This is a genomic window from Novipirellula rosea (assembly GCF_039541335.1).
In the GTDB taxonomy this organism is placed as follows: Bacteria; Planctomycetota; Planctomycetia; order Pirellulales; family Pirellulaceae; genus Novipirellula; species Novipirellula rosea.
In genome coordinates this window covers 1-24,806 of the sequence record NZ_BAABGA010000090.1, presented here as the reverse complement: position 1 = coordinate 24,806, position 24,806 = coordinate 1, and the positions used below count along the sequence as shown (strand labels likewise).

20 protein-coding genes are annotated in these 24,806 nt (G+C 55.0%); 11 read left to right on the top strand and 9 right to left on the bottom strand.

The features are described 5' to 3' along the window. The first annotated feature begins 258 nt into the window (after positions 1-258). The 5 genes from ABD971_RS28625 (at position 259) to ABD971_RS28605 (ending at position 10,762) form a co-directional block, all read left to right on the top strand. On the top strand, positions 259-2,118 hold the full coding sequence (locus ABD971_RS28625; protein ID WP_345327157.1) for a hypothetical protein: 1,860 nt from the start codon (positions 259-261) through the stop codon (positions 2,116-2,118). 2 nt (positions 2,119-2,120) lie between these two features. Beyond that, on the top strand, positions 2,121-2,930 hold the full coding sequence (locus ABD971_RS28620; RefSeq protein ID WP_339940390.1) for a MotA/TolQ/ExbB proton channel family protein: 810 nt from the start codon (positions 2,121-2,123) through the stop codon (positions 2,928-2,930). 173 nt (positions 2,931-3,103) lie between these two features. Continuing rightward, entirely contained in the window at positions 3,104-6,520 is a 3,417-nt protein-coding gene (locus ABD971_RS28615; protein ID WP_345327156.1) for a DUF7932 domain-containing protein, read from the top strand. 282 nt (positions 6,521-6,802) lie between these two features. Beyond that, on the top strand, positions 6,803-8,845 hold the full coding sequence (gene ligA / locus ABD971_RS28610; protein WP_425571386.1) for an NAD-dependent DNA ligase LigA: 2,043 nt from the start codon (positions 6,803-6,805) through the stop codon (positions 8,843-8,845). A 597-nt stretch (positions 8,846-9,442) separates the two neighbouring features. After that, the gene (locus ABD971_RS28605; protein WP_345327154.1) at positions 9,443-10,762 is read left to right on the top strand and encodes a right-handed parallel beta-helix repeat-containing protein; all 1,320 of its coding nucleotides are present in this window, start codon (positions 9,443-9,445) and stop codon (positions 10,760-10,762) included. A gap of 216 nt (positions 10,763-10,978) precedes the next feature. Here the strand turns inward: ABD971_RS28605 and ABD971_RS28600 are convergent, their stop codons facing one another. From ABD971_RS28600 to ABD971_RS28580, 5 genes are all read right to left on the bottom strand, one after another. Beyond that, positions 10,979-11,428: a hypothetical protein gene (locus ABD971_RS28600; RefSeq protein WP_345327153.1), complete on the bottom strand. Its 450-nt coding sequence runs from the start codon at positions 11,426-11,428 to the stop codon at positions 10,979-10,981. Further along, entirely contained in the window at positions 11,425-11,940 is a 516-nt protein-coding gene (locus ABD971_RS28595) for a hypothetical protein (RefSeq protein ID WP_345327152.1), read from the bottom strand. Before ABD971_RS28595 ends, ABD971_RS28600 begins: the two co-directional genes overlap by 4 nt. Continuing rightward, a complete protein-coding gene (locus ABD971_RS28590; RefSeq protein WP_345327151.1) occupies positions 11,937-12,386 on the bottom strand; it encodes a hypothetical protein in 450 nt (149 codons plus the stop codon). The genes ABD971_RS28595 and ABD971_RS28590 overlap by 4 nt, the downstream gene beginning before the upstream one ends. A 14-nt stretch (positions 12,387-12,400) precedes the next feature. After that, positions 12,401-12,859: a pilus assembly FimT family protein gene (locus ABD971_RS28585; RefSeq protein ID WP_345327150.1), complete on the bottom strand. Its 459-nt coding sequence runs from the start codon at positions 12,857-12,859 to the stop codon at positions 12,401-12,403. Positions 12,860-13,043: 184 nt separating this feature from the next. After that, positions 13,044-13,370 (bottom strand): prepilin-type N-terminal cleavage/methylation domain-containing protein, encoded by a 327-nt coding sequence (locus ABD971_RS28580; protein WP_339940406.1) that lies wholly within the window; start codon positions 13,368-13,370, stop codon positions 13,044-13,046. Positions 13,371-13,485: 115 nt separating this feature from the next. Between ABD971_RS28580 and ABD971_RS28575 the strand changes: the two genes are divergently transcribed. The 3 genes from ABD971_RS28575 to ABD971_RS28565 all read left to right on the top strand — a co-directional run bounded on the left by ABD971_RS28575 (position 13,486) and on the right by ABD971_RS28565 (position 16,886). Continuing rightward, positions 13,486-14,931, top strand: coding sequence for an aldehyde dehydrogenase family protein (locus tag ABD971_RS28575; protein WP_345327149.1), 1,446 nt, complete (start codon positions 13,486-13,488; stop codon positions 14,929-14,931). An 895-nt stretch (positions 14,932-15,826) separates the two neighbouring features. Further along, positions 15,827-16,255, top strand: coding sequence for a hypothetical protein (locus tag ABD971_RS28570; protein ID WP_345327148.1), 429 nt, complete (start codon positions 15,827-15,829; stop codon positions 16,253-16,255). A 94-nt stretch (positions 16,256-16,349) separates the two neighbouring features. Beyond that, positions 16,350-16,886 carry a GNAT family N-acetyltransferase gene (locus ABD971_RS28565; RefSeq protein ID WP_345327147.1) on the top strand — a complete coding sequence of 179 codons (537 nt, stop codon included), beginning with the start codon at positions 16,350-16,352 and terminating at the stop codon, positions 16,884-16,886. A gap of 1,421 nt (positions 16,887-18,307) precedes the next feature. On the opposite strand, the gene ABD971_RS28560 is transcribed toward ABD971_RS28565, so the two are convergent. Next, entirely contained in the window at positions 18,308-18,454 is a 147-nt protein-coding gene (locus tag ABD971_RS28560; protein WP_345327146.1) for a hypothetical protein, read from the bottom strand. A 147-nt stretch (positions 18,455-18,601) separates the two neighbouring features. On the opposite strand from ABD971_RS28560, the gene ABD971_RS28555 reads away from it, so the two are divergent. The 3 genes from ABD971_RS28555 (at position 18,602) to ABD971_RS28545 (ending at position 23,482) form a co-directional block, all read left to right on the top strand. Beyond that, positions 18,602-19,927, top strand: a complete 1,326-nt coding sequence (locus ABD971_RS28555; protein WP_345327145.1) for an N-succinylarginine dihydrolase — start codon at positions 18,602-18,604, stop codon at positions 19,925-19,927. Between the two features lie 136 nt (positions 19,928-20,063). Then, entirely contained in the window at positions 20,064-20,579 is a 516-nt protein-coding gene (locus ABD971_RS28550; RefSeq protein ID WP_339940419.1) for an RNA polymerase sigma factor, read from the top strand. Between the two features lie 74 nt (positions 20,580-20,653). After that, positions 20,654-23,482, top strand: coding sequence for a vWA domain-containing protein (locus tag ABD971_RS28545; RefSeq protein ID WP_345327144.1), 2,829 nt, complete (start codon positions 20,654-20,656; stop codon positions 23,480-23,482). A gap of 85 nt (positions 23,483-23,567) precedes the next feature. Here ABD971_RS28545 and ABD971_RS28540 read toward each other — a convergent pair whose 3' ends face one another. The 3 genes from ABD971_RS28540 to ABD971_RS28530 all read right to left on the bottom strand — a co-directional run. Then, complete coding sequence (locus ABD971_RS28540; protein WP_345327143.1) at positions 23,568-24,047, bottom strand: RDD family protein; 480 nt, start codon at positions 24,045-24,047, stop codon at positions 23,568-23,570. A 12-nt stretch (positions 24,048-24,059) separates the two neighbouring features. Then, the gene (locus ABD971_RS28535; RefSeq protein WP_345327142.1) at positions 24,060-24,557 is read right to left on the bottom strand and encodes a hypothetical protein; all 498 of its coding nucleotides are present in this window, start codon (positions 24,555-24,557) and stop codon (positions 24,060-24,062) included. Positions 24,558-24,560: 3 nt separating this feature from the next. Continuing rightward, positions 24,561-24,806 (bottom strand): hypothetical protein (locus ABD971_RS28530; RefSeq protein WP_345327141.1); only part of this gene is annotated, 246 nt, incomplete at its 5' end.

The window sequence follows — 24,806 nt, the reverse complement described above, 5'->3', positions numbered from 1 at the left end:
TGTTTTGCAAGGCTTAAAATCAATGAGGTCCGTAGCGGAAGTCGTCAAGACTTTCGTTGCAGTTCCAAAGCCTCAGCATCACCTTTGTTGCAATCACAAATTCGGTAAGCTCGAGTCTTTCCGCGAATCAGCAGTTTTGGCGACCGACTTGATGCCGTATACCGATCACTCAATGGTTCAAAACCGCGTTTCAGTCATCGTCGAATAACACCGTTTAATAAAGTCGCCCAATGAAATTGAATTTTGAAAGTGTTTGACGTGTCCTCTGCTTCCTCTGCAAACGACGATTCCACGGCGCCCCATCAATCGCTCAGTCTGCCGGGCGACACGTTCTTGCGTCGCGTACGTCATTCGGCCACCAGCGTGCTGGCCGACAGTCCGACGGGCCGCGAAGTTCTGGAACTGTGTGACGACCACGCCGAAGCACGGCGAATGATCCTGCAAGACCGCAGCAGTGGCACGTCGGTGATCGCGATTGTCGGCGCGACCGGGCAAGGCAAGTCGTGGTTGATCCGTCAATTGATTCGCAAATCGTCGGCCGCCAATTCGATTCGCAGCGGCAACAACGCGGACGAAGCGACCGAGAAACTCGTTTGGATCGGCCCCATGCCGCCCGCCGATCTGGACCCCCGTTACGAACAATACTTGCATTGTGATCCGGCTCACATGCAATCGATTGGCATCACCTACATGCTCGTTGACGCGCCCGGGTCGACCGACGATCGGCGTGCGATTGCGGGCGTTGCGGCGCGAGCGTTATCGCTTGCCTCGGCCATGTTGTTGGTCGTCCGGCGAGACCAGATCCGCAGCGTCGCGGTCGGCATGCTTGCCGAAGCGAGTGAGGGCAGTATCGTGATCCCGGTGATCAATGCGGTGCGTGAGCACGATGATCGCTTGGACGCCGACATCGACGCGTTTGCAAAACGGATGCGAGAAATGGCGCCGACCAGCGTGATTGCGCGTCCGATTGTGATCAAAGATTTCGAGATCGAAGGCCGAAACGAATCGGAAATTGCCACAACGGCCGCGGAAAATGTCGCGTCACGATTGCAAGAAGAACTGGGGCAATTGTGGGAAGGTGATCGTCGCCGGAGCACCCGACTTGCCGCACTGGACGGCCGTTTTCGCGCCGCCCTGCACGGCGTTCTGAGTGATCAATTGCCTGGATTGACCAGCGCCGTTCGGCGACTGAATCGCGAAGCGACTGCCATTCCCACGCAAGTTGCCGAGTCGTTGATTGGCAGCGACGGCCCGCTGCGAGCCGCCGTACGATCGCGACTTCGCTTGGCGTTATTGACCGAAACCGCAGCGTTCTGGTTTCCCTATCGCTCACTGCTTGGGCTTTTGAATCTGACGCACGGTGCCTGGGACCGCGTGATGATCTCGCTTTCAGGTTCGCTGCCGTCGTTGGTTAGCGCGGTATGGACGACCACCAAAAATTTGACCGCTCAACAAGGTGCCGAGCAAGACGTTCGCGACGGGCTTCGGCGCCGCAGTACCGCCGCGGTCGCCGATCGACTGGGGCCGCTGGCGAGTCGATTTCGTGATGAACTGGCCGAATTACGACGACAACCGGTCAAGGCGGCGGCGTGGCATGGCGACGACGACGACCACTCGCGTTCGCAACTCGCTTATCTGGCGGGCATCGATACATTACAAGAAATGTCGCAAACGATATTTGATGAAGAGGTCAATCGCGTTTCGATCTCGCGGTTTGCGACGGTGGCGTTCGCGTTGCTCGCGACGTTTGTGTTTTGGTTGTTCATGGCCGGCCCCGTCGTGGCGTTGTACCGAGACTATTTCGTCGCCAGTTTTTCCACGCTGACGACACTCTCAGGCGACCTGGATCGCTTTCCACGCCCTGAGTTGGCAATGATGTTGACGAGCCTGTTGTTGGCGATCCTGCCGACTGCGGTGATTTCGATGTTCGCATTGTCGGTTGCTCAAAGCCGCAGCCGCGTCAATCAAGCGGAACAGCGGATTCGCGAGCGACATCATCAAACCATTACCCATTTGCAAGACGACGGCGTACTGCGACTTCGCTGGGACGACCCGCTGCTGTCGGACGCCGAGTTTTTACTATCGGTCGGCGCGGCCGATTACGACGAAAGGTCATAGCCATGGATGAATCGACCAGCTTCGCTCAATCCTTTTTCAACATCGCTCTTCAAACGCCGACAAATCTGATCGCACAATCGGACACGCCCGAGACCGCGGGGCTTTTTGACATCATCCTCAGCGGTGGCATCATCGGATTGATGATTCTACTGGTGCTGTTTGCACTCAGTATCGCGGCTGCTTATTTGGTGTTTGACCAAACGATGACGCTTCGCAAGACCGAGATTCTGCCTGATGGCGTTAGCGATACCGTTCGCCAAGCGTTATTGAACGCACGACCGGCCGAAGCCGATACCGCGTGTCGCCGCGAACCGAGCGTGCTGAGCGTCGTGTTGTTGTCGGGGCTAAGCGAGCTGGAATTTGGATGGCATGAAGTTGAAAAGTCAGTCGAAGATTCGTTGGCCGAACAATCGGCTCGTTTGATGCGGCGAATTGAATACTTGTCGGTGATCGGCAACATCGCACCGATGGTGGGACTGCTTGGAACCGTCACCGGGATGATTTTTGCTTTCCAACAAGTCGCCACGACACGGGGTGCCGCCGGAGCCGGCGATCTTGCCGAAGGAATTTATCAAGCGCTGGTAACCACCGTCGGCGGACTGGTCGTGGCCATCCCATCGCTGGCGGCCTACGCGATCTGCCGCAACCGAGTCGATTCGTTGATCGCCCAGGTGGCCTATCAAGCGCAGCACGCGTTGACGCCGATCAAACGTCGCCCCACCGCTCGCACCCGACCAGCGAATCCTAATCCCGCCGCATCGCCCGCCCCACGCCCGCAAGGCGGCAACCCGCCGATGCCTCCCAAAACATAGCACAGGCTGCCAGCCTGTCTGTTTCATCCTCGCGCTAGTCATCAAGACTTCCGTCCGGCTCTGCGCCCCCCTCTCCGAAACTCTTGGCGAGTTTCGCTACATCGTTTCGCTACGTAAGCTCAGCTTTCATCCTGGCGTCTCCCCCCAACCGTGGACGCGATATAATCGCAGGCATGAATCCTCGTGCCGCTGCCCATCCCGACGACGCCGATCCCGGTTGCTTTGCATCCGATGGTGAGATCGATTGTCTTGCCGAGATCGATCTTGGCGGTGACGACGGGATCGATGGACGTGATGGCAGGTCGATCTTCACCCCCAATCGTGGCTATGGTGCGGATGGCCAGCGAGGCGAAGACGCGGGTGCTGCCACCGCGGGCCAACGAGCCGCAGCGGCCACTCTCGAACTGACCTATCCTGAACACGACACAGAATCGGGAACGATCCTGATTTCAGGGACTGCGGTCGCGTCCGATGGTTCGTCACATCGGATTGAATTGCAACGAATCATTGGCGATCACGGATACGTGTTCATTCGCGCCGTCGGCGGCAAAGGAGGCAACGGCGGACGCGCTGGCGATGGACAACCCGGTGCCCCCGGACGCCCCGGTCAAGATGCCACCCGCTTTTCCAGTGGAACCGACGGAGGACCTGGAGGCAACGGTGGTGACGCCGGCAACCCGAGCGACGGTCAACACGGCGGCGACGGTGGCGACATCACGCTGCAAATCGATCATCACCATCTCGGTCTGCTGATGCTGGTCACAGGCGACTTGTCCGGCGGTGACATTGGTTTTGCCGGAGAACGTGGACTCGGCGGTCGTGGGGGCCCCGGCGGTCCTGGTGGCAGCAGTTATCACTGGACCACCACGCATCGCACCGGTGGCAAAAACGGTCACACTCACACCGTCCATCATTCCAACCCAGGCGGCAGCCCGGGACGTCGCGGCCGCGATGGCGCTCCGTCGTCTTACCGAGCGGATGACGGAACCCCGGGAAAAAACGGTCGTTTGCGGATCGTCGTCAACGGTCCTCGCGGCGTTCAAACACAGTACGAATCGCCCTACGATCTCGAACTCGTCTCGTTCGACATCGCCAGCGAGTACCGTGTCTACGAACCCGACAGTTTGGCGAGCCTCGAGCGGATCAGCGTTCGAAACCGCGGCGGAATGCCGACGCCTCCCAACTATAAAATCCGCATTTTGCTGCCGTCCGATACATGGATCCAATCCGAAGAAACCGAATTGGTATTACCCCGTGTTCTGGAACCAGAGGAAACGTATACGTTCGATGATGAATGCTTGTCGCTACGATGGACCAATGTCATCGTCAACGAACCGCGTAAGCAACCGTTCCATCTAAAGCACGACGTTAACCCAAGAGCATTCGTCGAAAGCGGGATCCATCGCCCGTTTCGCGACTTCGAGAACGAGGAAACGGTCGATGTCCGATTCCCGTTGCAGCTAACCGAGATCACGGCGCTGAACAGTCTCGCGCCAGGCGAATCGACTCGCGTCCGATATGCGATCACCAACATCGGCGATGAAACGTATGATGATCGAGCGTACCATCGCAGCGTCCGCACCGGCATTCGCTTGCTCGGCGGCGATATCGACAAGAACCAATTGCTGTTCTTCAACGACTCGGACATGCCGCATGATCTGCGGGCCGAAGAATTTCGCGACGCCGTACGCAATCTATCCCCAGGTGAAACGCGTTGGATCGAAACTCGCATTGGCATCCGCAACCACAGTGACGTGATCGCCTACCAAAGTTTTACGCTCGGCGTCGATTTGTTACTGCAACATCCCGGGTCGAGTTCGCGGCATGACCAGTACCGCCGCATTGATTATCGCAAGGAAACGATTCGCGTCTCGGAACAATTTCGCCGCGATGAAGGATCGCGTTTTTTACTGATTGCGAATCAAAAAACTGACGTCAACGACATCCAAAAATGGACGCAACTTGCCGACTATTTCGGTAGCGGCTTGGATGTGTGGGACGTTTCCTACTATGGTTTTCTGGACCTAGTCCGCAAGATCGAAGCCGACAAATCGATGCTCGAAATGTGGCGTGGCATGACGATCATCATTCCCAACAACTACTACCAAACACCGATCGGCAAAAAAACGGCATTTGAGCAACTTGCCAAGTCACAGTTTTTGGTCGCTGCTGCGGATTTCGACATCAATTTCTATATCGTGGGCGATTCACGCAGCGGGGGCGCCGCGGCGCTGCAGTCCTACCTGATCCCAATCAACCGCAGCAAAACGGCCAGCCAAATTAAAACCCAGCGAGCTTTTCTGAAACAGATTCACCGTTGGAATCAATACGTCCAGCGGACCGGCGACGTGGTCGGCGGAATCACATCCGGCGCCGATGCAATTGCCGACGCATCGCTCGGTGCGGTCCACGAATTCGAGATACAAAAACGGACGTTCCTATTTCAACCGAAACCGAAATGGCTCGAACAAGAAGCCGTCCGGCTACAGAATCAATTGCGGAAGCAAGATCCACTGCACCGCTGGGTCATCGTTTATCGCAACGACACCGCCGATACCGATACGTCTTGGGGATTTTTTCGCAAACGAAAAATTGGCAGACTCGAAGCACGACGTTCGCTGGATTCAAGCAAAGGGTCGGCGGTCTTGTTCGAAGTCGACTCGATCGACATCATCGGTGACGACTTTATCAACAGCGAGGCGAACAAGCACGGTATTTTCTTGACACTGAAATTCGAAGACAAGGTGGATCGCTTCATCCGTTTGGTCAGCGAACGGACTTTCCCCCGCTTCCGCGAAAACTACATCGACCGCCCGCTAACCACCGACGAGATCCAGCAGATCGGCGACGCCTTGATCGATTCAATCGTGGTCGATCTGTATAACGAGCAGCGAATCGCTCGTGAAGCGAAAACCTGGGGCACCGGCGGCGTCAAATCACTGATGCCGAAGCTGAATTATCTGGCCGAGCGTTCGCTGAACTATGGATTGACGTATCGTCAGATGCAAGAAAATGAAGCGTCGATCTCGCTGCTGTATCAGTTGCTGGCGAACATTCGCTATATCGCAAAACAGTCACGAACGATTTGGGACTATCCCATCTTTCCTACCGCGTTATTCAAACGAAGTCGAGCTGTCACACGACACATGCTCAATCGTGTCGACCAGATCATCGCGAATCTGTTCGGGCCCAAACTCAGTTGGTGGGACAAATGGAGTTCCGCGGGCGACGATTACGATCCGTTTGGTACTCAAAAAAACGCAGCACCCAAAGGGATCGCTCGCGAAGCCGCCATCGAAGCGATCGATAAGTGGGAAGCGGAACTGCGAACGCACACAATACCGCTGACACACTTTGAACGCGCTCAACATCATCCCGGTCTGACATACGATCCCGAACTGCTGAGGGCCGAGGACCGCGTGGTTTCGGGTGCGGTTTACGATCAATGGGTGCAGCACGAAAGGGCGTTGGAAATGCAGCGGGCGGAAACCGAATACGCGGTCGCTAAACAACGCAGCGAATTCCTAGTCCCCTTGGAAACCGAATCATCGATGCCGCGCGAAACAACCTCTCAACAAACGCAGCAATAGCGTGGCCAACGAATCGCGGGCGAAATCCCCGTCTTCCTTTTCGCGGGCAATTTACCGTATGCTTTTGTGGACCCGATCCGCGTTTTTTTCAGGATGCATTTTTCGTAGGTCGAATCAAGCAAACCACGAAAACGCCGGACCGGCGCGGACGCAATTGTAAATTTCAATTTTGTCCTTTAGCGAATACGATCAAGCCACCGTTTGCGACGATCCGGCATGATCCTGCGTCCTTGATCCGGCCAACAATTGACATTCTTTTCTATCCACAGGAGAAACACGGTCGTGAACGAATCCATCGCGCAACGTGTGGCAGAGTTACGAACCGAGATCCGCCGTTTGGATCACCTGTATTATGTCGAGGCCACACCTGCGGTCACCGACCTTCAGTACGATCGATTGCTCGAAGAACTCAGGCAACTCGAGACCGAGCATCCCGAATTCGCCTCGGCCGACTCACCGACCCAACGAGTGGGTGACGCACCGGTCCCGCACTTGGTCCAAGTCGCTCATTCGGTTCCAATGTTGTCGATCGACAACACCTACAGCCGCGAGGAACTGAAGGCGTATTTCGACCGCACCGAAAAAACACTCGGCGAGCCGATCCAGTGGGTGATGGAATTTAAAATCGATGGTGTCGCAGCCTCGATTCGGTACGAGCAAGGCAATATGGCTGTTGCGCTGACTCGTGGAAACGGACAAGTCGGCGACGATATCACTCACAACGTACGCACCATCCGCGATGTGCCGCTGCGTCTGGTCGGTGAATCGCCGCCGGACGTGCTAGAGGTTCGCGGCGAAGTCTATATGACGAACGCGGATTTGGCGGACCTCAATCTGCGACAAACCGAGGCGGGTTCCGAGCCTTACAAAAACACACGCAACGTCACCGCCGGGACGATTCGGTTGCTCGATCCGGCTGTCGCGGCCGAACGCAAACTCCGATTTTTCTGTCACGGTATCGGCGAAACAACTGGCTTGAAGGCTAAAAACCATATCGAATTTTTGGACGAAGTTGGCAAGCTTGGTATTCCGCCGACCCCCGAAGTCCAGGTGTTTAAAAGCTCCGCCGACGCACTGAAGGCCGTTGCGGTGTTTGAAGAGGAGATGCCCGATTTGCCGTTCGAAGTGGACGGGATCGTTTTCAAAGTCAATCGCTTTGACCAACGTGAACGATTGGGGATTCGCAGCAAGAGTCCACGGTGGGTGATCGCGTATAAATTCGAACGTTACGAAGCGGTCACGGTGCTCGAATCGATCAGCGTCCAAGTCGGCAAGACCGGAGCGATCACTCCGGTGGCTCATCTAAAACCAGTCGATATCGCTGACACCACGGTGTCGCGAGCGTCGCTTCACAATGCCGACGAAATCGAGCGATTGGATGTCCGCGAAGGTGACGTCGTCGTCGTGGAAAAGGCCGGCAAGATTATTCCCAAAGTCGTCCGTGTCGAAAAACACGAACGCAAAACCGAGCGACCTCCGTTTCAGTTCCCGACACATTGTCCTGTTTGTAGCACCGAATTGGTGCGAGATGATGGAGGCGTTTATATTCGTTGCCCCAGTCCCGAATGTCCCGCGCAATTGCGTCAACGCTTGATCTATTTCGGCAGCCGCCCAGGCATGGATATCGATGGACTCGGAGACGAGTTGGTCGATTTGCTGGTGCAACGCGGCATCGTTTCCAGTTATGCCGATCTGTATCGATTGACCGCCCCAGAGCTTGCCGATGTCAACTGGCTGAAACAGCGCAAAGGCAAAGACGGCAAAATGATTGACGTCCAAGTCGGCAAAAAGAACGCGGAAAACTTGGTCGCTGGGGTCGAGGCAAGCCGGACTCGGGGGCTAGCCCGCGTACTCGCGTCGATTTCGATCCGGCACGTCGGACCGCGCGTCGCTCAGCTGATCACGCGGCATTACCCGACAATCGAGCAACTGCAATCGGCATCGATCGAAGACCTCGCATCGATTCATGAAATCGGTGACGCGATCGCTAAAAGCATGCACGAGTTTCTGCACAGCGACTACGGCAAGAAAGTCTTCGCCGAGCTTGCCGAAGTGGGCGTCAAACTGAGTGAAGATGTCACGGCACGAAGTGGCGGTCCGCTCGAAGGCAAAACACTCGTTGTCACCGGAACGCTTCAGCAATTCAATCGCGACGAAATCAAAGGTCTAATCGAAAAACTCGGTGGTCGTGCATCGAGCAGTATCAGTAAAAAGACCGACTACTTGGTCGCTGGTGAAAAGGCAGGCAGCAAGTTGGCAAAGGCCGAGTCGCTGGGGGTGAAGGTTTTGACGGAAGCCGAATTTAAAACGCTGATCGAAGAATAAACCTTGTATTTCTAAATGCAAGACGCATCGATACTTTTCGGTGAATGCGAATAAAAAGACGCGCGTTCTCAGGCTCCAGCCTGGTAACAAAACGTAACGCTGGACGGCTGATTTAGTAGCAATGATTACAGGCCGGAGGCCGACACACCCTTTGCCGGTGGCGTGAGCCACCGGCTAGTGGAGGTGGGGAAACATAGCCCAGCGGGCGACACACTCTCGGACAGTGTGTCGGCCTCCGGCCTTATGGCGACAGGTCGCTCCTAAACCGTTGGCTCACGCCAACGGCAATTTATGTTTCGGCCTCCGGCCTATTCGACTGCTACTAAATCAGCAGTCTTCGAAGTTGGTGGAGAGGTGACAGTAAGCCTACGCAGCCAAAAATTAAGTCAATACCATTGTTTTAGCGACCCAGCAGTAGCGATCACCGGAAAGCATCCCGTTCTTCATCAAACTGCATTCACCGGTGAAAGTGCGAGTGGTATTTGCATTCGTACCATCACCGACGATACTTGGTGCCTTGTATTTTTTAGCGAATACGAAGTATTCCTACCGACGAACGATGCCCCTGCCCCCTTTTTCTCGTCACCGAGTGAGTTAATGAAACCTTTGATTGCGACGATGTTTGGTTTGATGCTTTCTGCAGCAGCGGTTCCCGCGATGGGCGCGGATGTCTACGTCACACCGGACGGTGCAGGACGTAGGGATGGCAGTAGCTGGCAGCATGCGTTCTCTGGCAATTCGCTCCAATCCGTAGTCGACGATCATTTACACCCCGGTGACCGATTGCTGATTGGAAGTGGTGTCTACAGCAATGCAAAGATCACGATCACCGAAGGAGGCGAATCAGAACGACCGAAACAAATCGTGGGTGTCGACCAAGGTGAGGGACTGCCAGTATTTCGTGGCACTTGGAGTGCCGACGCGCCAACCAAAGGTGTCACCGCCGTTCGGATTGCCGCTGGTGTTGGCTATGTCAGCTTGAAAGGTTTGCGGATCGATGGCTACGTGACCGGTGTTTCCATCGTGAAAGCAAGTAAGGCAGAGGACAGCTCTCATCTTTTGTTTGAGGACGTCGATATCAGCCACACTCGCTATGGATTCTACGTCTCGGATAGTGACGACTTACGACTCGTTGACTGTGATTTGACTCGCTACACCAAACATGGTTTCCGCTTCGAAAAGGGATGCGATCGAGTGGAATTGTTGCGATGTACCGCCGATTGCTCCGAAGGCGACGAGTCGTGGGAGAAAAAAACAGAGTTGCTGCCGTTCGGCTTTACCGTCAACAACGGCGACTCGCCCAACCGTGATTTCCTCTTTAAGCAGTGTGTGGCCAGCAACAACATGATGCCGCTGCAAAAGGGAAAATACAAAAACGGAGACGGTTTTGTCGTCGAGGGTAGTGCTCAGCGAGTCCGTTTCCACCACTGTCGCGCGATTCGTAATCAAGACGCCGGTTTTGATTTAAAGGTGGAAGACGTCAGGCTGATGGGCTGTGTCGCAGTGAACAACAAACGCAACTTTCGAATCTGGTCCACTGGCATGCTGTGGAATTGTTTCGCAGGCGGCGGAGTCGTGGGGTTGTGGTGCAACGGCGGTCCCGTGTTGGCACAGCGATGTACTTTCTTCGGCTCACGCAGTGCCGCGGTGCAAACCGACGACCGAGCGAAGTTGCCGGTCACGCTTCGTGATTGCATTATCTCTCACGCAGAGAAAGCCTTTCGTAAGACCGCTCGTGGCCCGATCGATTCCGAGGGGACGATTATTTCAAGCCCAACCGGTTCGGACCAAGCCTCGCAATTCAACGAGCCTACGGAGAACTGGGACGGCGTCGGAGCGGCGTTTGATAGTCGCCAGTTTCCTGACAAAGGTTACCGCAGCGATCTAGAAACGATGGTCGATCTGCATGGAAAATGATCCTGCGATCTGCAATGCCGGACCACTAGAAACGAGGGTGACGGTAGTGGATCTTGCTAAAGATCCCCAAGATCCCCATGTGGCAGGATCTTTAGCAAGATCCACTACGGCAGAATCCATCAAGCTTGACCGTCGCGGAAGTCGAGAGTGACGTTTGATGAATCTCTGAACAACGACGGAACTCTTGACGAGTTCCGCTACCGGAAAACAGCTCGCTTATTTTGTCTTTGTTTTGGGAGCCTTTGGCTCTTTAGGGTCTTTCGATTTACCCTTTGTCTTTAGCTCGTCGACGTCAATCGAAACTTCCTTCGCGGCGACGGCCGATCTCTCGTACAGGAAAACGGACAGCATCGCTTCTTTCTTACCTGGCTGTTTGACGACGACACGAGCGGTTGGCATTGCCGAATCGGTTGCAAAAATCTCGCCTTCAAAGTCAGCATCACTTTTTAGTTGAGCAATCGCTTGCTGTACGAGTCCGTCAGCGATGTGACGTCCTTGGATCGCCGTTCGCCGCGCATCGACGCGCGCGATCGCAAGCTTGCTGGACCTCAATATCGCGATCGCCGACATCGACAATACCGCCGCTGCAAGCGTGCACAGCAGTAATGCCGAACCTGAGCGGGTGCGTGCGCTGCGAAGCTTGTGCAAGCGTTTTGACTGGATCATTTCCCGCCCTTTTTCGGTTCAGGAATTTGCGGTGGGAACACAACAGTCGCCGTCACTGCAACCTTGCGATTTTTAGTCGTATCCAAACCAATAAGGTCGATTTCGATGCCAACCCACCGGCTTGACGGCTTAGGCTGGACGATGGAACGAACCGAAAAGTCAAGGATCTCTTCAGCCAACACCGCGTCCGTCGATTTGCCGTCAATCATGACCAATTGATTGTTAGCACGAGTAATCTTGACGATCGTGCCGTCACGTCGCTGCAAAGTCAAGCTGGACGCGTTCGCAGTCACGACCGTTCCATCGTCGATCATCCCCGACAACCACGTCAAAGTATTTTGTAAATTGGTGGCAGCCGAGCCGCCCGATTGGGCACTTTCAATCGTTCGCGCCGAAGCACGAATTACCCCGGCGATCGGAATGAACAGAATCGCGACAAGCGCCGTACACGCGATCACTTCGATCAAACTGATTCCGCGACGACGCGATTGTTGATTGCGAGGCACGGTCATGGTTCGCCCCAGTGCGATTGCAGTTCTTCCACCGGCTCGTCTTCATCGACGCGTCCGTTGCGATTGCGGTCCTGCCACACTTGGCATGTGATCGTTAATAATTTGGACGACTTGATGGTCGTATTACGTTGGACCAGCACACCGGCGGCTAGTTTGTGGCCGTCTTCGGTCACGATTGTTGACCGTTCAGGACTCGACATCGGGCGCGCCCATGCCTTCGTAAACGACACCTGGTCCGAAAGCAAAATCTTTCGCTGCTGCAGCAATTGGTCGGCCTCGTACAACATCGAGTCGTGCAACTTCAATCGGCGATTCATCTTCTGTGACCGCGTAACTAAATGAAGCGACGGAATCAACAGAACCGAAAGCAACATCGATCCGGTGACGACGTCCAGCAATGTGGCTCCGCGACGATGTTTCGATTTGACTTTTGCTTCGATCCGCATGATGTACATCGAGGTTAGGGAACTCGGCTTTGAACGTTGCCCGTGGTGGGCGACACTCGAACCTCTCCGGCGACGCCGCCCTGAGTGATCGTCCAGCGAAGGTCACGGTCGGCGCTGCCCATGGGCGAAAAACGAATTTCCGTGGGCGATCCTGTCACGGTGACCTCGGTCCCCAATTCAAAGAACGCGATCTTTTCATCGCGGATCGGCCCCGCCGCTTCAGTGATTGCCAGCATCGTTTGGCCGTCTTTGCGAATCCGCTGAACCCTGACATCGGCTTGGTTTGTGATCGCAGTATTGCGTGCCATCATCAGCGTATCCGCGACATGCAGCGTTACCCCCGTCACACTCAGCTCCGATGACCAACGCGGCCTCAACACAAACGAGCTCGCGACCGCCGAAGCGCTCAGCAACACGACCACCATGACCGCTTCGATCAAGGTGACACCGTTTCGTTTTGATTGGGTAAACATGATCGACACCCAAAGGATCTCGGCAAAAAAAATGGGTCGACGTGGAGGTGCAAACAATTTCTCGCTCGCAGCGTCTCCTCGACGACCCCAAATGTCCTGCGAATCGTTCACGCCATATGTCGCCGTGAATGATTCGCTTGGCCTGGATCGCAGCCAGCTCCTCGCGGAGACTGACTACGCCTATTTAGCGTTTCGTAAACGTACCGGTCGCACGAGCGTAGGTGTAATTACGACGGATTGCGGTAATGCGTGTTTGTTCGGCCGGAGTTGTATTGGCAAGGTAACCGCCCGTAACCAGGTCGTTGACACTGCGGGGGAACGCGCCCGTTTCGAGGAAGTAGGTTTGTGCCATACTGTTTAGTGTCGCGACTTCTTGTTCAGACAACTTTTGATCGCTCTTCGCTCGCATCGGCGCGACCGTAGCTACGGTGGCAGCGGCGACGACAGCGAGGATCACAACTGCGGCGATCACTTCAAGCAGCGAAAAGCCGTTCTTTTTATTTCGTTTCATCTGAGTATATACTCCGTGTGTGGACTTTAGATTGCAGGTGGCCAGACAAGAGAGCTATTCTCGTCTACCTAAACCTAGGTCAGAAATCGAAACACGATCCCGTTGGAGTCGAGAAATGCCTAAATTGTTTCAAAGCGTGAGTCCACTTGATGACACAATCCTCTTTGATGGCCCCGAATCGACGCCCAAGCAAATCGAGCGAGCGATCGCAACGGCACGGCAATCCGCGATACTTTGGCACCGTACTCCGCTTTCACAACGGATACAGATCGCACGCAACTATGCAAAACACTTGAGCGAGCATCGTGAAGAAATTCGCGAGCTCATTACAAGCGAAGTCGGCAAATTGCCTTGGGATGCCGACGCCGAAATCGGCGCTGCGATCGGCAAAATCGATCTAAGCGTCACAGCCCTTCATGAACGACGCGGCAAAACGGTGATTGAATCGGGCAGCCTGGCTCGTGTGGTTCGTTATCATCCGCTCGGTGTCGCCTTGGTCTTGGGCCCGTTCAATTTCCCACTGCATCTTCCCGGTGGTCAAATTGTCCCGGCGCTGTTGGCCGGCAACACGATCGTGTTCAAGCCGAGCGATCAAGCCACGGCGGTCGGGCAATGGATGATCGATGCATGGCGGCAAGCGGGACTTCCCGATGGTGTGATGCAGATGGTCCAAGGGGGCGTCGAGGTTGCTGTTCATGCAATTGACTCGCCGCTAATCAATGCGGTCTTGCTGACCGGCAGCCGCGCTGCGGGCCGCGCCATTCATCGCCAATTAGCAGGTCGCCCCGATGTCTTGTTGGCCTTAGAACTCGGCGGCAACAATCCCGTCGTCGTCAGCGACTCGATCCCATCGGCGACCGTGGCCGAGCTTGTGACTTTTTCGGCTTTCGTTTCCGCAGGCCAACGCTGTTCGTGTGCCCGACGTGCCTTGTTTATCGAGAACTCACACAGCGAAGCTCACATCGATGCGGTCATTGAGCGAACACAATCGCTGGTCGTCGGATTACCCGGCGACCAGACAACACCCCAAGTCGGACCGTTGATCTCAGCCCTTGCCGCCAAACAATTACGCAAGACCTATGACGCCCTGTTAGCAAACGGCTGCCGTGCGGTCGTGCCTTGGAAAGTCAATTCGCGTCGCGAGAACTTGGTGCACCCTGCGATTGTCGATGCAACGCAATGCACTGACGCTCAGCTCTCGGCGATCGGCGAACTCGAATGGTTCGGCCCGCTGCTGGTGATCCAGCGAGTCGCTGATTTTAATGCGGCGGTCGCAGCAGCAGCGAACACGCCCTATGGTTTAGCCGCCACGCTACTCGGTGGCACAACCAGCATGTTTGAAAACTTTGTCGACAGCGTCGGTGCCGGAGTGGTCAATTGGAACCGGCCCACAACCGGAGCCGCAGGCAGTTTGCCGTTTGGTGGCATGGGCGACAGCGGCAACCATCGCCCTGCGGGTTATCACGCGATCGATTTCTGTAGCGATCCGGTAGCATCACTCCAGTCCCCAACCGAAACCGAATCCTTCGCCACGCTCGATCCTTGGGACGTCGTCAAGTAAAAGATTAACGTAGTGGATCTTGCTCAAGATCCCACCGCACCAAAATCTCAAGCACCCCGCGGCCGGTTGAACTGCCAGCCGCATCGCCAAGCACGCCCCCCGATTCAATTTGAAATTTACAATTGTCAATTTAACTTTTTCAAACTCCGATCCTCCGTCGCCGTTGTGGAGGAGCCCGATAGAATCCGAACCATGGAATTCGATTGGCGGACGATCAACGCGAAGATCGACGAGCGATTTGCGCCAAAGCAGATCGAGCGCCAATATGGTATCGTTCTGATTGACAAACGCTAGCTCACAAGGAATGCTGCAAGGGTTGAAGACCGAAGATTCACCTTTCATCCACTTTGAGGTTACAGCTCCAAGCGTGGCCGAGCCATCAGGGTACTTGATTGCCGGCCTGTGTTTGATCAAGGTTTCCACCCAAAACCCACTTAAGCGGAGTGTGGTTGAGGAGCTGATACCGAAGAAATGACGCAGTCGAATCGGTGCGTGTGATCTGCGCGGTCGATGATTTCATTGCGACTCCAAGAGGCCGATCCAGTGGTTCGCGCTGGTTCAGTCAACACTCAAAATCGCTGGAGATCCTCGCCGCTGTGAAGCGGACGTCAGGATTCTTTCTGCAGTACATCTCCGGCAAAAACATGTGAGGCAAAAAGATGTGTCAAGTTTAAAAGAGTTCAGCGTTGCGATCGCTCCAAATCAAATGACTATTTTTTTGCCATCCATTTTTTTGCCGCCGAGACGATTAGCACTGCCGGATTGAGCCGCAGGTCGCAGACGAAACCGAGTCGCGGGTCATGCATCCGAGGACGGCTGGCGGAGTCGGACTAAGTTTTCCTACCTAGACATGAACGAAGCGTATACCCCACCGCATCACCCCACTGTCTCATTCATGGCATCTGCAACGCGTCCGCTTGACACTCTTTGTTTCGTCATCAACTTCACATTTGCCATTCTCTTTTTGATCGTCTGCGTTATCGCAATTGGTGCTGCCGATACCCCTTTCTCCTTCATCGGTGGCTTTATGTTGGTACTGCCGGTGGCCTGCTACGCGATCGCCGAATGGATCTGCTGGTATCGAAAACATCACGAGCTTACTCGTCCGCTTGGCATACTGAACCTATTGCTTGCTGCGTTTTTTGTGTTTGGACTTGTGACGACTGTCGGCGAAGTATTGATGGCCGAGGAGCCGATGGATCTCTGGTTCATCCTGATCTTTGGGACTGGCTTTGCGATCATCGCGGGATACCTTGCTTGGTGTGGGTGGCGACGCGTTCGCTCGATCCCGCGTGTCTCCGACACCATCCCAATCGATAATTAACGCCCCGCATTACATAACCGGCCAACGTGAGCATTCTCAAGCGAGAGATCAACCGTTCGCTGCTCCCCCACATCACTAGCGATATCCAGTTGAGATGAGTCCAAACAGCACTAGGATCCCCGGCACGTCGCTGCAACTCTGCGGATTGACGCAGCGGTTCAATTCGAAAAAAGTGCGTGAACGAATCACCGCGTGTTGCAACGAAACGACCATCTACGATCGGCTGTTCCGTGAACGACTAGCGGGAAGGTCTTACACGTCGGACGACGCGAGAGACTTCATTCAGTGGGCGGCGGCGGGATGGAGTAGCCATCGGTATTACGTGTTTATCGCGAACGATCCCGACGGTCTTCCGTGTGCTAGTTGCGATCTAAAAACCGCAACTCGAACTGATGACGAGATCGGATACTGGCGTTCCCAGAGAGTTGAAGGGTCGATGGCCATGATCGTTCGGCAAGTGCTGTCCCTGGCATTGGAGAACGGATTCAATGGTTTCCACGCTCGCGTCGCACGCGACAACCTCGGCTCAATAGCCGTTCTCGAACGTCTGGGTTTCGTGCTGTCGGATCGCCACGACGTAAACGGACGTCTCGTGTTCACTCGACGAGCACGCGAATCTCAATCGACGTAGACGCGGTGTCACCCCAAGTATATGTCAGCGGCAATTGGTTCAACTGTTACGCCACGGATGTTTTCAGTCGCTTCCGACTGACCAATTCGTTTGCAACAAATTGAATTGCGACTCGATCGCGGGTCGGGTACGATGACTTACGAACGTGATCATCGGGGTCGCGATCACCCCCTGTAACCGCCGCGACCAATGTGATGGTGCCGGAGCTGTAGGATCGTTTTTGGAAGTGACAAATCACCACCCGTTCCCGGCTACACATTTTGTAAGCCGAGCAAGAACTCCAACACCTGACACTTCCCGTATGGACTCTCTGCGAAATATGAATGGCCTTCAAGTACTGTGGTCTGCATCCTTACTGACAGTGTCGCTTGTTGGATTCAGCTTTCCCTGGACCTCCCGTTTCTACCTCGCTCCGCTTGGATATTCGGCGTTGGCCCCCTGGTTGTTCATCCCGCTTTTTCTCGCTTCGTTTCACGTATTTGCTCATAGCGCTGCTGCAGAACTTGGCTGGTTGATACCACAGCGTTGGGGCAAGATAGTCCACCCCATCTTGCTATGCGTGCTCGTTTGTTTGCTTTTGCCTGCTCCTCCCGCAACCAAACTAGGGTTGGGGCTTGCAATCGCTGTTACTGCGGCCTGCATAATGTGGGCTGCGTATGCCTTGCGAACCGAAAGGAGTCCACAGGTCACACTCCCCGAAAAGCAAATCGAGTGACCTCCCTTCTGCACTGGAGCGGCAGAGTCGTATTTTCCCGATTGAGAATTTATTATCGCCGCCCCGTAATCGGTTGCGTCGCCGGACTCAGGTCAGCACTGCTGTCTGAAGGATACGCTCGGCAAGCAGCTCATTTGAATTCGCCTGTCCTTCATTCGTCTGTCCTTCGCCTTTCCGTTTTTCCGGCCTGATTGGTATGAGACCGGTTCGGCAAACAGGAGAAACACAGTTACCCAACGAAGGGCAGCTCCTTTGCACAGCGTCATCGTGTGCGATTAACGCAGAGCAGTGTCCTCAATATGCTGGAACCGTCATGGTCCCTCATCAACACCAATCATTGCTCGCCGCCGCGTTGTTCCAGCCATCGCTTCTCATTTTCTAACCTGTGATTTTTTAACCTTTCCTCACCAGTGCCCCACCGTGTGATGGTATGACGAGGCATCGCGTCGTATCAGCCAGTGAACCAGCTAAGCACGCGACAATCGTCGTTACCGATGGATGCCTTCGTGGATCGAGGAACAAGATAGACAGAAAAATTGTTGCGACAGAAAAAATGGGAAAGACGTGATGTCGGATGATTGAACCGGGAACGAACCCTGTTCAATCACCTCCATTCACGGGCAAATTTGCAGATGCTGGATCGGCCACGAATCAAACGAGTCTCAATACGGGCGACTGGCAACAAGACCATCGGCGGTCCTAATCACTATTTCGGCTCGACATAGTTATCGTATCCCTCGCCTTCGGATTGAGCTTGATATTGGTCGATCACACTCTGGTCGAGTCCGGTGGACACAGGAGCCGCCTCTTTCTCGGCAGAATAGACCTCAAGTACCGGATATGCGATAATCAATAGCCCCCATTCTCGCCCCCTCCTATAGCGACGCCAGCGGCAAAACAGGGCGGCTCAGTGGCAACGGATGGCTTTGCGACAACGGATCGCTGAAAAAAAAAATGATAGCGTAAGAGACATTTCCGCACCCCTTTTGGCTCATCTCCCTTGAAACTAATCGAAGTCCAAGTCGATCGTCTTGTCGGCCCTACACATCATTTTGGGGGTCTCGGCGTGGGCAATGTTGCTTCGCATTCGCACGCGGGGCACGTTTCGAACCCCGCAAACGCGGCACTCCAGGGGCTGGACAAGATGCGGTTGATCGCCAGCTATGGCGTGCCGCAGTACATTTTGCCGCCCCAGGCTCGGCCTGATGTCCCGTTTTTGAGGCAAGTTGGTTTTCAAACTGCCGATGGCGAATCACTTGAAAAAGTCGCCTTGCAAACGCCGAATGTCCTTTCGGCTGCAATGAGCTGTTCGGCGATGTGGACGGCAAACGCCGCCACGGTTTCGCCCGCAATCGACAATCGTTTTGGTTTACCAGCGATGACGGTGGCGAACCTCGACGCGAGCTTGCATCGAGCGATCGAGGCCGATTCGACGCGACAAGAACTTCGCAACCTCTTTCCGCATGCGAACGTGCTGCCGCCACTTCCGGGTGGATCCGCGATGCGTGACGAGGGAGCCGCCAACCACATGCGATTTGGCAGTGACCAGAACCAACCCGGTATCCATCTGCTTGTCTATGGCGACGGCGATCCTGAACCGAACCAATTCTGGCCTCGCCAATCGCTACTCGCGTCCAGAGCGATTGCAATCGGCCAGGGGCTCGATCCGGAAAATACCTTTTTTGTAAAACAACATCCCGACGCGATTGATGCAGGAGCGTTTCATAATGATGTCGTTGCCGCCAGTCATCACGACTTGCTAATCCATCACGAGCGAGCGTTTTACGATCCCGGCGAGGTGATCCCGCAGATGGCTGATCGTTACCAAAATCTGTACCACCGACCTCTTCGCCGCATCGTGGTAAGTGAAGACGAATTGTCGCTTGCCGATTCGGTCAGCACGTATCTGTTTAACAGCCAGTTGATCAGCCCCCACACTGACGACGAAAAATCGTCATCGCCGGTATTGGTCTGCCCCGCGCAAGTGGAACAACACCCTCAGGCTCGTGCGCTGGTTGAATCTTGGGTCGGCGGCTCAGGGACCGCAGCATCAAAACCGTTCAGCGAGGTGCGTTATGTTGATTTGAACCAAAGTATGGCGGGTGGCGGTGGCCCTGCCTGTCTGCGGCTGCGAATCCCGCTCACGCCGACGGAGCTGAAACAGTGCAACACGCGACATCGCTGGACCGCGGAGCTTGACGATCGGCTGCGACAGACGATTCGCCAGTACTATCCCAAGGCGGTTTCGCTCGCGGATTTGGGTTCGGCCGAATTGATTTCGGATTCGCAGCAAGCTCACGCGGAAATCGCTAAACTATTTCAGTAGCACGACTTGTGGCGTCGACACACAGTCGCCCTCGCGGAACTTTGCTATTTTTCCGTGGAACCTCCCTAACATTCTTTTCTTGGTTTCGTTGTCGAAGATGAAACCCACGTCTCTCTCCTCATCCAATTCCATCATCATGCCGGATCACGCCCAAAATCAGTGGCCCGCTGAAACCATCAGTGCATTGGTGGATCGTTTTGAGCGACCGCTGTTGGCGTACGCGTCGCGGATGCTTGGTGGCGATTGGCAAGAGGCTCAGGACGCGGTGCAGGAAACGTTTCTGCGGTTGTGTCGCGAAGACCGTAAAAAGATCGAATCTCGCGTCGCAGCTTGGCTGTTTTCCGTTTGCCGTAGCCGAGTCATTGACATGCAAAGAACAAAACACTCGACGCCGATTGATGCGTCAAAGGTCTCGCTCGCCGACCCTGCACCGGACGTTTCCGAGGTGGCCAGCGACGAGGAAGCTCGCGACCGATTAACCGAAATGGTGGATCAATTGTCACCGCGACAACAGGAAGTATTGCGTTTGCGGATGCAGGCGGGATTGAGTTACCGCGAGATTGCCGAGGTGACCGGATTGACGGTCAGCAACGTCGGCTTCCATCTGCACGAAGCGGTTCGCAATCTCCGCAACTCGCTGGCGATGAGCTAAACGCACGGAAAAAGGTGTCCGACACCTTTCTTCGCAACGCTTCCGATCCATCCACAAAAAAACTGAGTGCTAATATGTCTGAATCCATCTGGAATGATCCTCGGATCACCGCTTACGTGCTCGACGAGCTGCCGACGGATGAACGTGCAGCTTTCGAAAGCGAAATACAGTCCTCTGCCGAATTGGCCGCGGCGGTCGAAGAAGCTCGCGGTGTGACGAGCAAGCTCGACTCTTTGTTCGCATCCGAGTCGACCCCGCCGCTGGACGCCAATCGCCGCGACAAGATCATCGCCGGTGAAAACAATCCAACGTTTGTTACGACCAAACCGAACCGAGCATGGTACCAACTCGGCACCGTTGAGTTGGTCGTGACTGCGGCAATCGTCTTGATTATCGCTGCGATCGCGATCCCGGCCAGTATGTCGCCCAAAATTGCGATGAACGGGGACGCTGTGGCCGATCCCCAAGAGGAACCGACACTCAGCCAAGAAGACTACATGCGAATGGCAACGAGTGGGCAAGAAGAAAACGACGAGATCGTGGAGCTATCGGCAGATTCGCTGGGCGGCACGGGAGAGTTGACGCCCGACGATGTTGCCGACGCCAGCGGATTTGCAGTCTCCGAAGCAGCGGCACCGACAACGTCTCCGATGGCAGCGGCGCCAATGTCAGCAGCAGCGATGTCCGCCGATTCCGCATCCGATCAATTTCACAGTCGTGCAAAAGCAAAACGTGATGCTGACACAGCTCCCCCCCAAGTCGCAATGCGATCAATGCTGAAAGAATCGGCCGCAGATCAAGGGCGTGACGGCGCGGGGCAAGCCGGAGCTGCTGGAGCACTAAGCATGTCGCAATCGCCATCCGAATCGCTGCAAGCCCAAAGCGGATCGCGAACGGCATCGGAGCCTAAGCCTGAAGCGATGGAAAAATCTCGACGTAGCATGATGACGCGTCGATCCGATGCAGCCAAAGAAGCAAAGGATTCGGAATCGGCGAAGAAGTCCGAGGCGAGCGAATTGCATTCCATTGCGCCGGATGCACCTGCGGCTCCGGCCGGTACGGATCCGTTCGGAGAATCAGCGGCTCCCTTTGGGGATTTCTTTGGGGGTGCTGAAATTGCCGAATCCGACGCACAAATGGGGATGCCCGGAGGTGGAATGGCGATGGGCGGATTGCAGAATGAGTCCAACGAGAGTTTGAGAAGGGGAAGAAGCGGAGGTATGGAGATGGAGAGCATGGGTATGGGAATGAGTATGCCGGCGAGTCCATCTGCGGATCGTTTTGAAAGCAAGCCCACCAATCGCGGCGACGAAAGCATGGCGGGTGGATATGGGCTTCCGATGGATACGGTGCCCTCGAACACCAGTTTAAGAACCGAGTTTAAACAGTCGATTCCGGGGTTACCCAAAGCCATCCAATTGCTGGACGAAGAAGTTCGCAACCCCGAAGGCGCTGGTCCTGGAACCCCAGGTGACCAGTTTGACGTGATCGAGGACAACCCGTTCCGGCGTGTTTCCGAACATCCACTAAGCACGTTTTCAGTCGATGTCGATACCGCCAGCTACAGCAAGGTGCGTGATTTCCTTGTTCGTGCAAAGCAGCTGCCTCGGCCAGACGCAGTCCGAATCGAAGAGATGATCAACTACTTTGATTACAACTACGAACCGCCTGCTGGCGACGCGGAACATCCCTTCGCCGCTCGCGCCGTCGTGACCGAATGCCCGTGGAACCAGGATCATCGTCTCGCCCGGATCGCACTAAAGGGAAAAGTGATTGAACAATCCGAGCGTCCTCGCTGCAACTTGGTGTTCTTGCTGGACACCAGCGGCTCGATGAACCAGCCCAACAAATTGCCGCTGGTCCAAGACGGTATGAAAATGTTGTTGGAGCAGCTGAACGAGAACGACCGAGTGGCGATCGCAGTCTATGCCGGATCGGCCGGATTGGTACTCGATTCAACCAAAGTAAAAAACGGCAAGAAAGTTCGCAAAGCGCTGACGCAACTCTCGGCCGGCGGCAGCACCAATGGCGGTGCCGGAATAGCCTTGGCCTACCAAGTCGCTCGCGACCATTTCATCCCCGACGGCGTCAACCGCGTGATTCTGTGTACCGATGGTGATTTCAACGTCGGCACGACTGGCACGGACGCGTTGGTTCGCATGGTGGAAAAAGAAGCCAAGGGCGGCGTATTCTTGTCCGTGCTCGGGTTTGGGATGGGCAACCATAACGATTCGATGCTCGAGCAAATCAGCGGCCGAGGCAACGGCAACTATGCCTTCATCGACAACGAAAAGGAAGCTCGCAAGGTACTGGTCGATCAAACCAACAGCACGCTAGTGACGATTGCCAAAGACGTCAAATTGCAAGTCGAATTCAACCCAACGCAAGTCAACTCGTACCGCTTGATTGGCTACGAGAACCGGGTGCTGGCGAAAGAAGACTTCAATGACGATCAAAAAGACGCGGGTGAAATTGGGGCGGGGCATAGCGTCACCGCACTGTACGAAATCGTCCCGGCCGGCAGCGAACCCGACGCGGCCAAACCGAAGGTCGACGACTTGAAATACCAAGCCAAGGTCAAGCCAACCAAGGCAGCTCGAAGCGACGAGATGTTGACGATCAAACTGCGTTACAAACAGCCTGATGGTGACACCAGCACCTTGGTCGAGTTTCCGGTGACGGACGAGGGCGACAGCTTTGACAAATCCGACAAAGAGACTCGCTTTGCCGCCGCCGTCGCCGGTTTTGGGATGCAGCTTCGCCGCAGCGAGTACAAAGGAAACTGGACGCTCGGCGACGTGATCCGCGTCGCCCAAGCCAGCAAAGGCGAAGACCGATTCGAATTGAGAGCCGAGTTCATCCAGCTCGCCCAAAAAGCGAGTCAATTGATGGGCCAAGAGTAGACCGACGCCAGCGGTGCCCGCGTCAAGGTTCCTCCGACGCAATCACAGCTTCCGTGAAGCCGTGATTGCGTTTTATTTTTTCACGCTATCGAGACTTCACGACATACGTGTGTGGAAAACGATCGTGCCAACCTCTCGAAGTTTCTCCAAGAAAGGAGAACGCTTCGAACGGAATGAGCCGCGAAAAACTGCGACCGACAATCTGGCCAAATGAGGGTTTGCCTCCCTGTTCGTTCACCACTTTCGTTCCCGTGACCAATTTCCCCAGCGTCCTTGACGTCGTGGCTTCGCACAGAATGTAGTAACCGAGCAGAATGGGCAAGCCAATCAGAAAGCCCGGCGTTCTATCAATAAAGTCCATACCGTCTTGGCCGCCGACGACCACGACGACAACTCCGAAAGCAAAACTGATGGCAAATTGCACGAAATAGTCGATAAAGAAATTTGCCAAGCGAAGCCCTTTTCCAGCCGGCACGACCGCGCCGCCGGTGAGATAAGGATCCGACTCGTTCGGCAACGCCGCAGCTGCGGCAGGTGCGGCATAAGGATTCAGGGGTTCATTCATTTTTTCACAGCTCTAATTTTCGGAGGGTTTGGGAAGCGGAACAGAGGAATCGATTAACACTTGATCAAACGCAGGCTGGGGAGAACTGGTTAGCATAAAACCACGTTGCTGTTTTCCGTCAATGTACCAGTGGGCATGTAGGCATTCGAAACAAATCACCAGTTCGTAGCGACGACCGTCCACGATGGCGCGGATCCCATGACGCGGACTGAAGCAAGCAGAGATCTGGCCATCGTTTTCGGCGACACCGGCGTCCAACGCATCCATAAGCGATTGACGAACCGAAGCATTCGACACACGCGTACTGCCTAGCACAGGCCATCGATAGAAGTGATCACCCTGTTCCGACCCAGACGGCTCGGGCGAAAGCGACAGCACCTCAAACGAGGACGCTTGACGAAGCGAATTAGACGCATGCTGATAATCATAGGGTGCAGTCAACACTATCACAAACAGCACTCCCGCTGTCAGCAAAACGAAATAGCTAGCGAGTCGTAACCGGTATCTCATTTTCTATTTTTGATTGGCGCGTTGCCCCATGATTAGGATCGCCTTGGCGCAGATTTCAGTAAGCCGCGAGGAACTGTGGCCGACACCGGGAACAGTAAACAGCTGAACCCCTGATTCGACCTGATTCTCAGTCGCGAACTTCTCCATTTCCTTGACGTAGTGCTGAGCCCGATCGAAACGCGTCCAACCTAGTATATGATCATTGTGGTGTTTCGACCGGTTTTCACGTCGATTCGCTGTGATGATCTT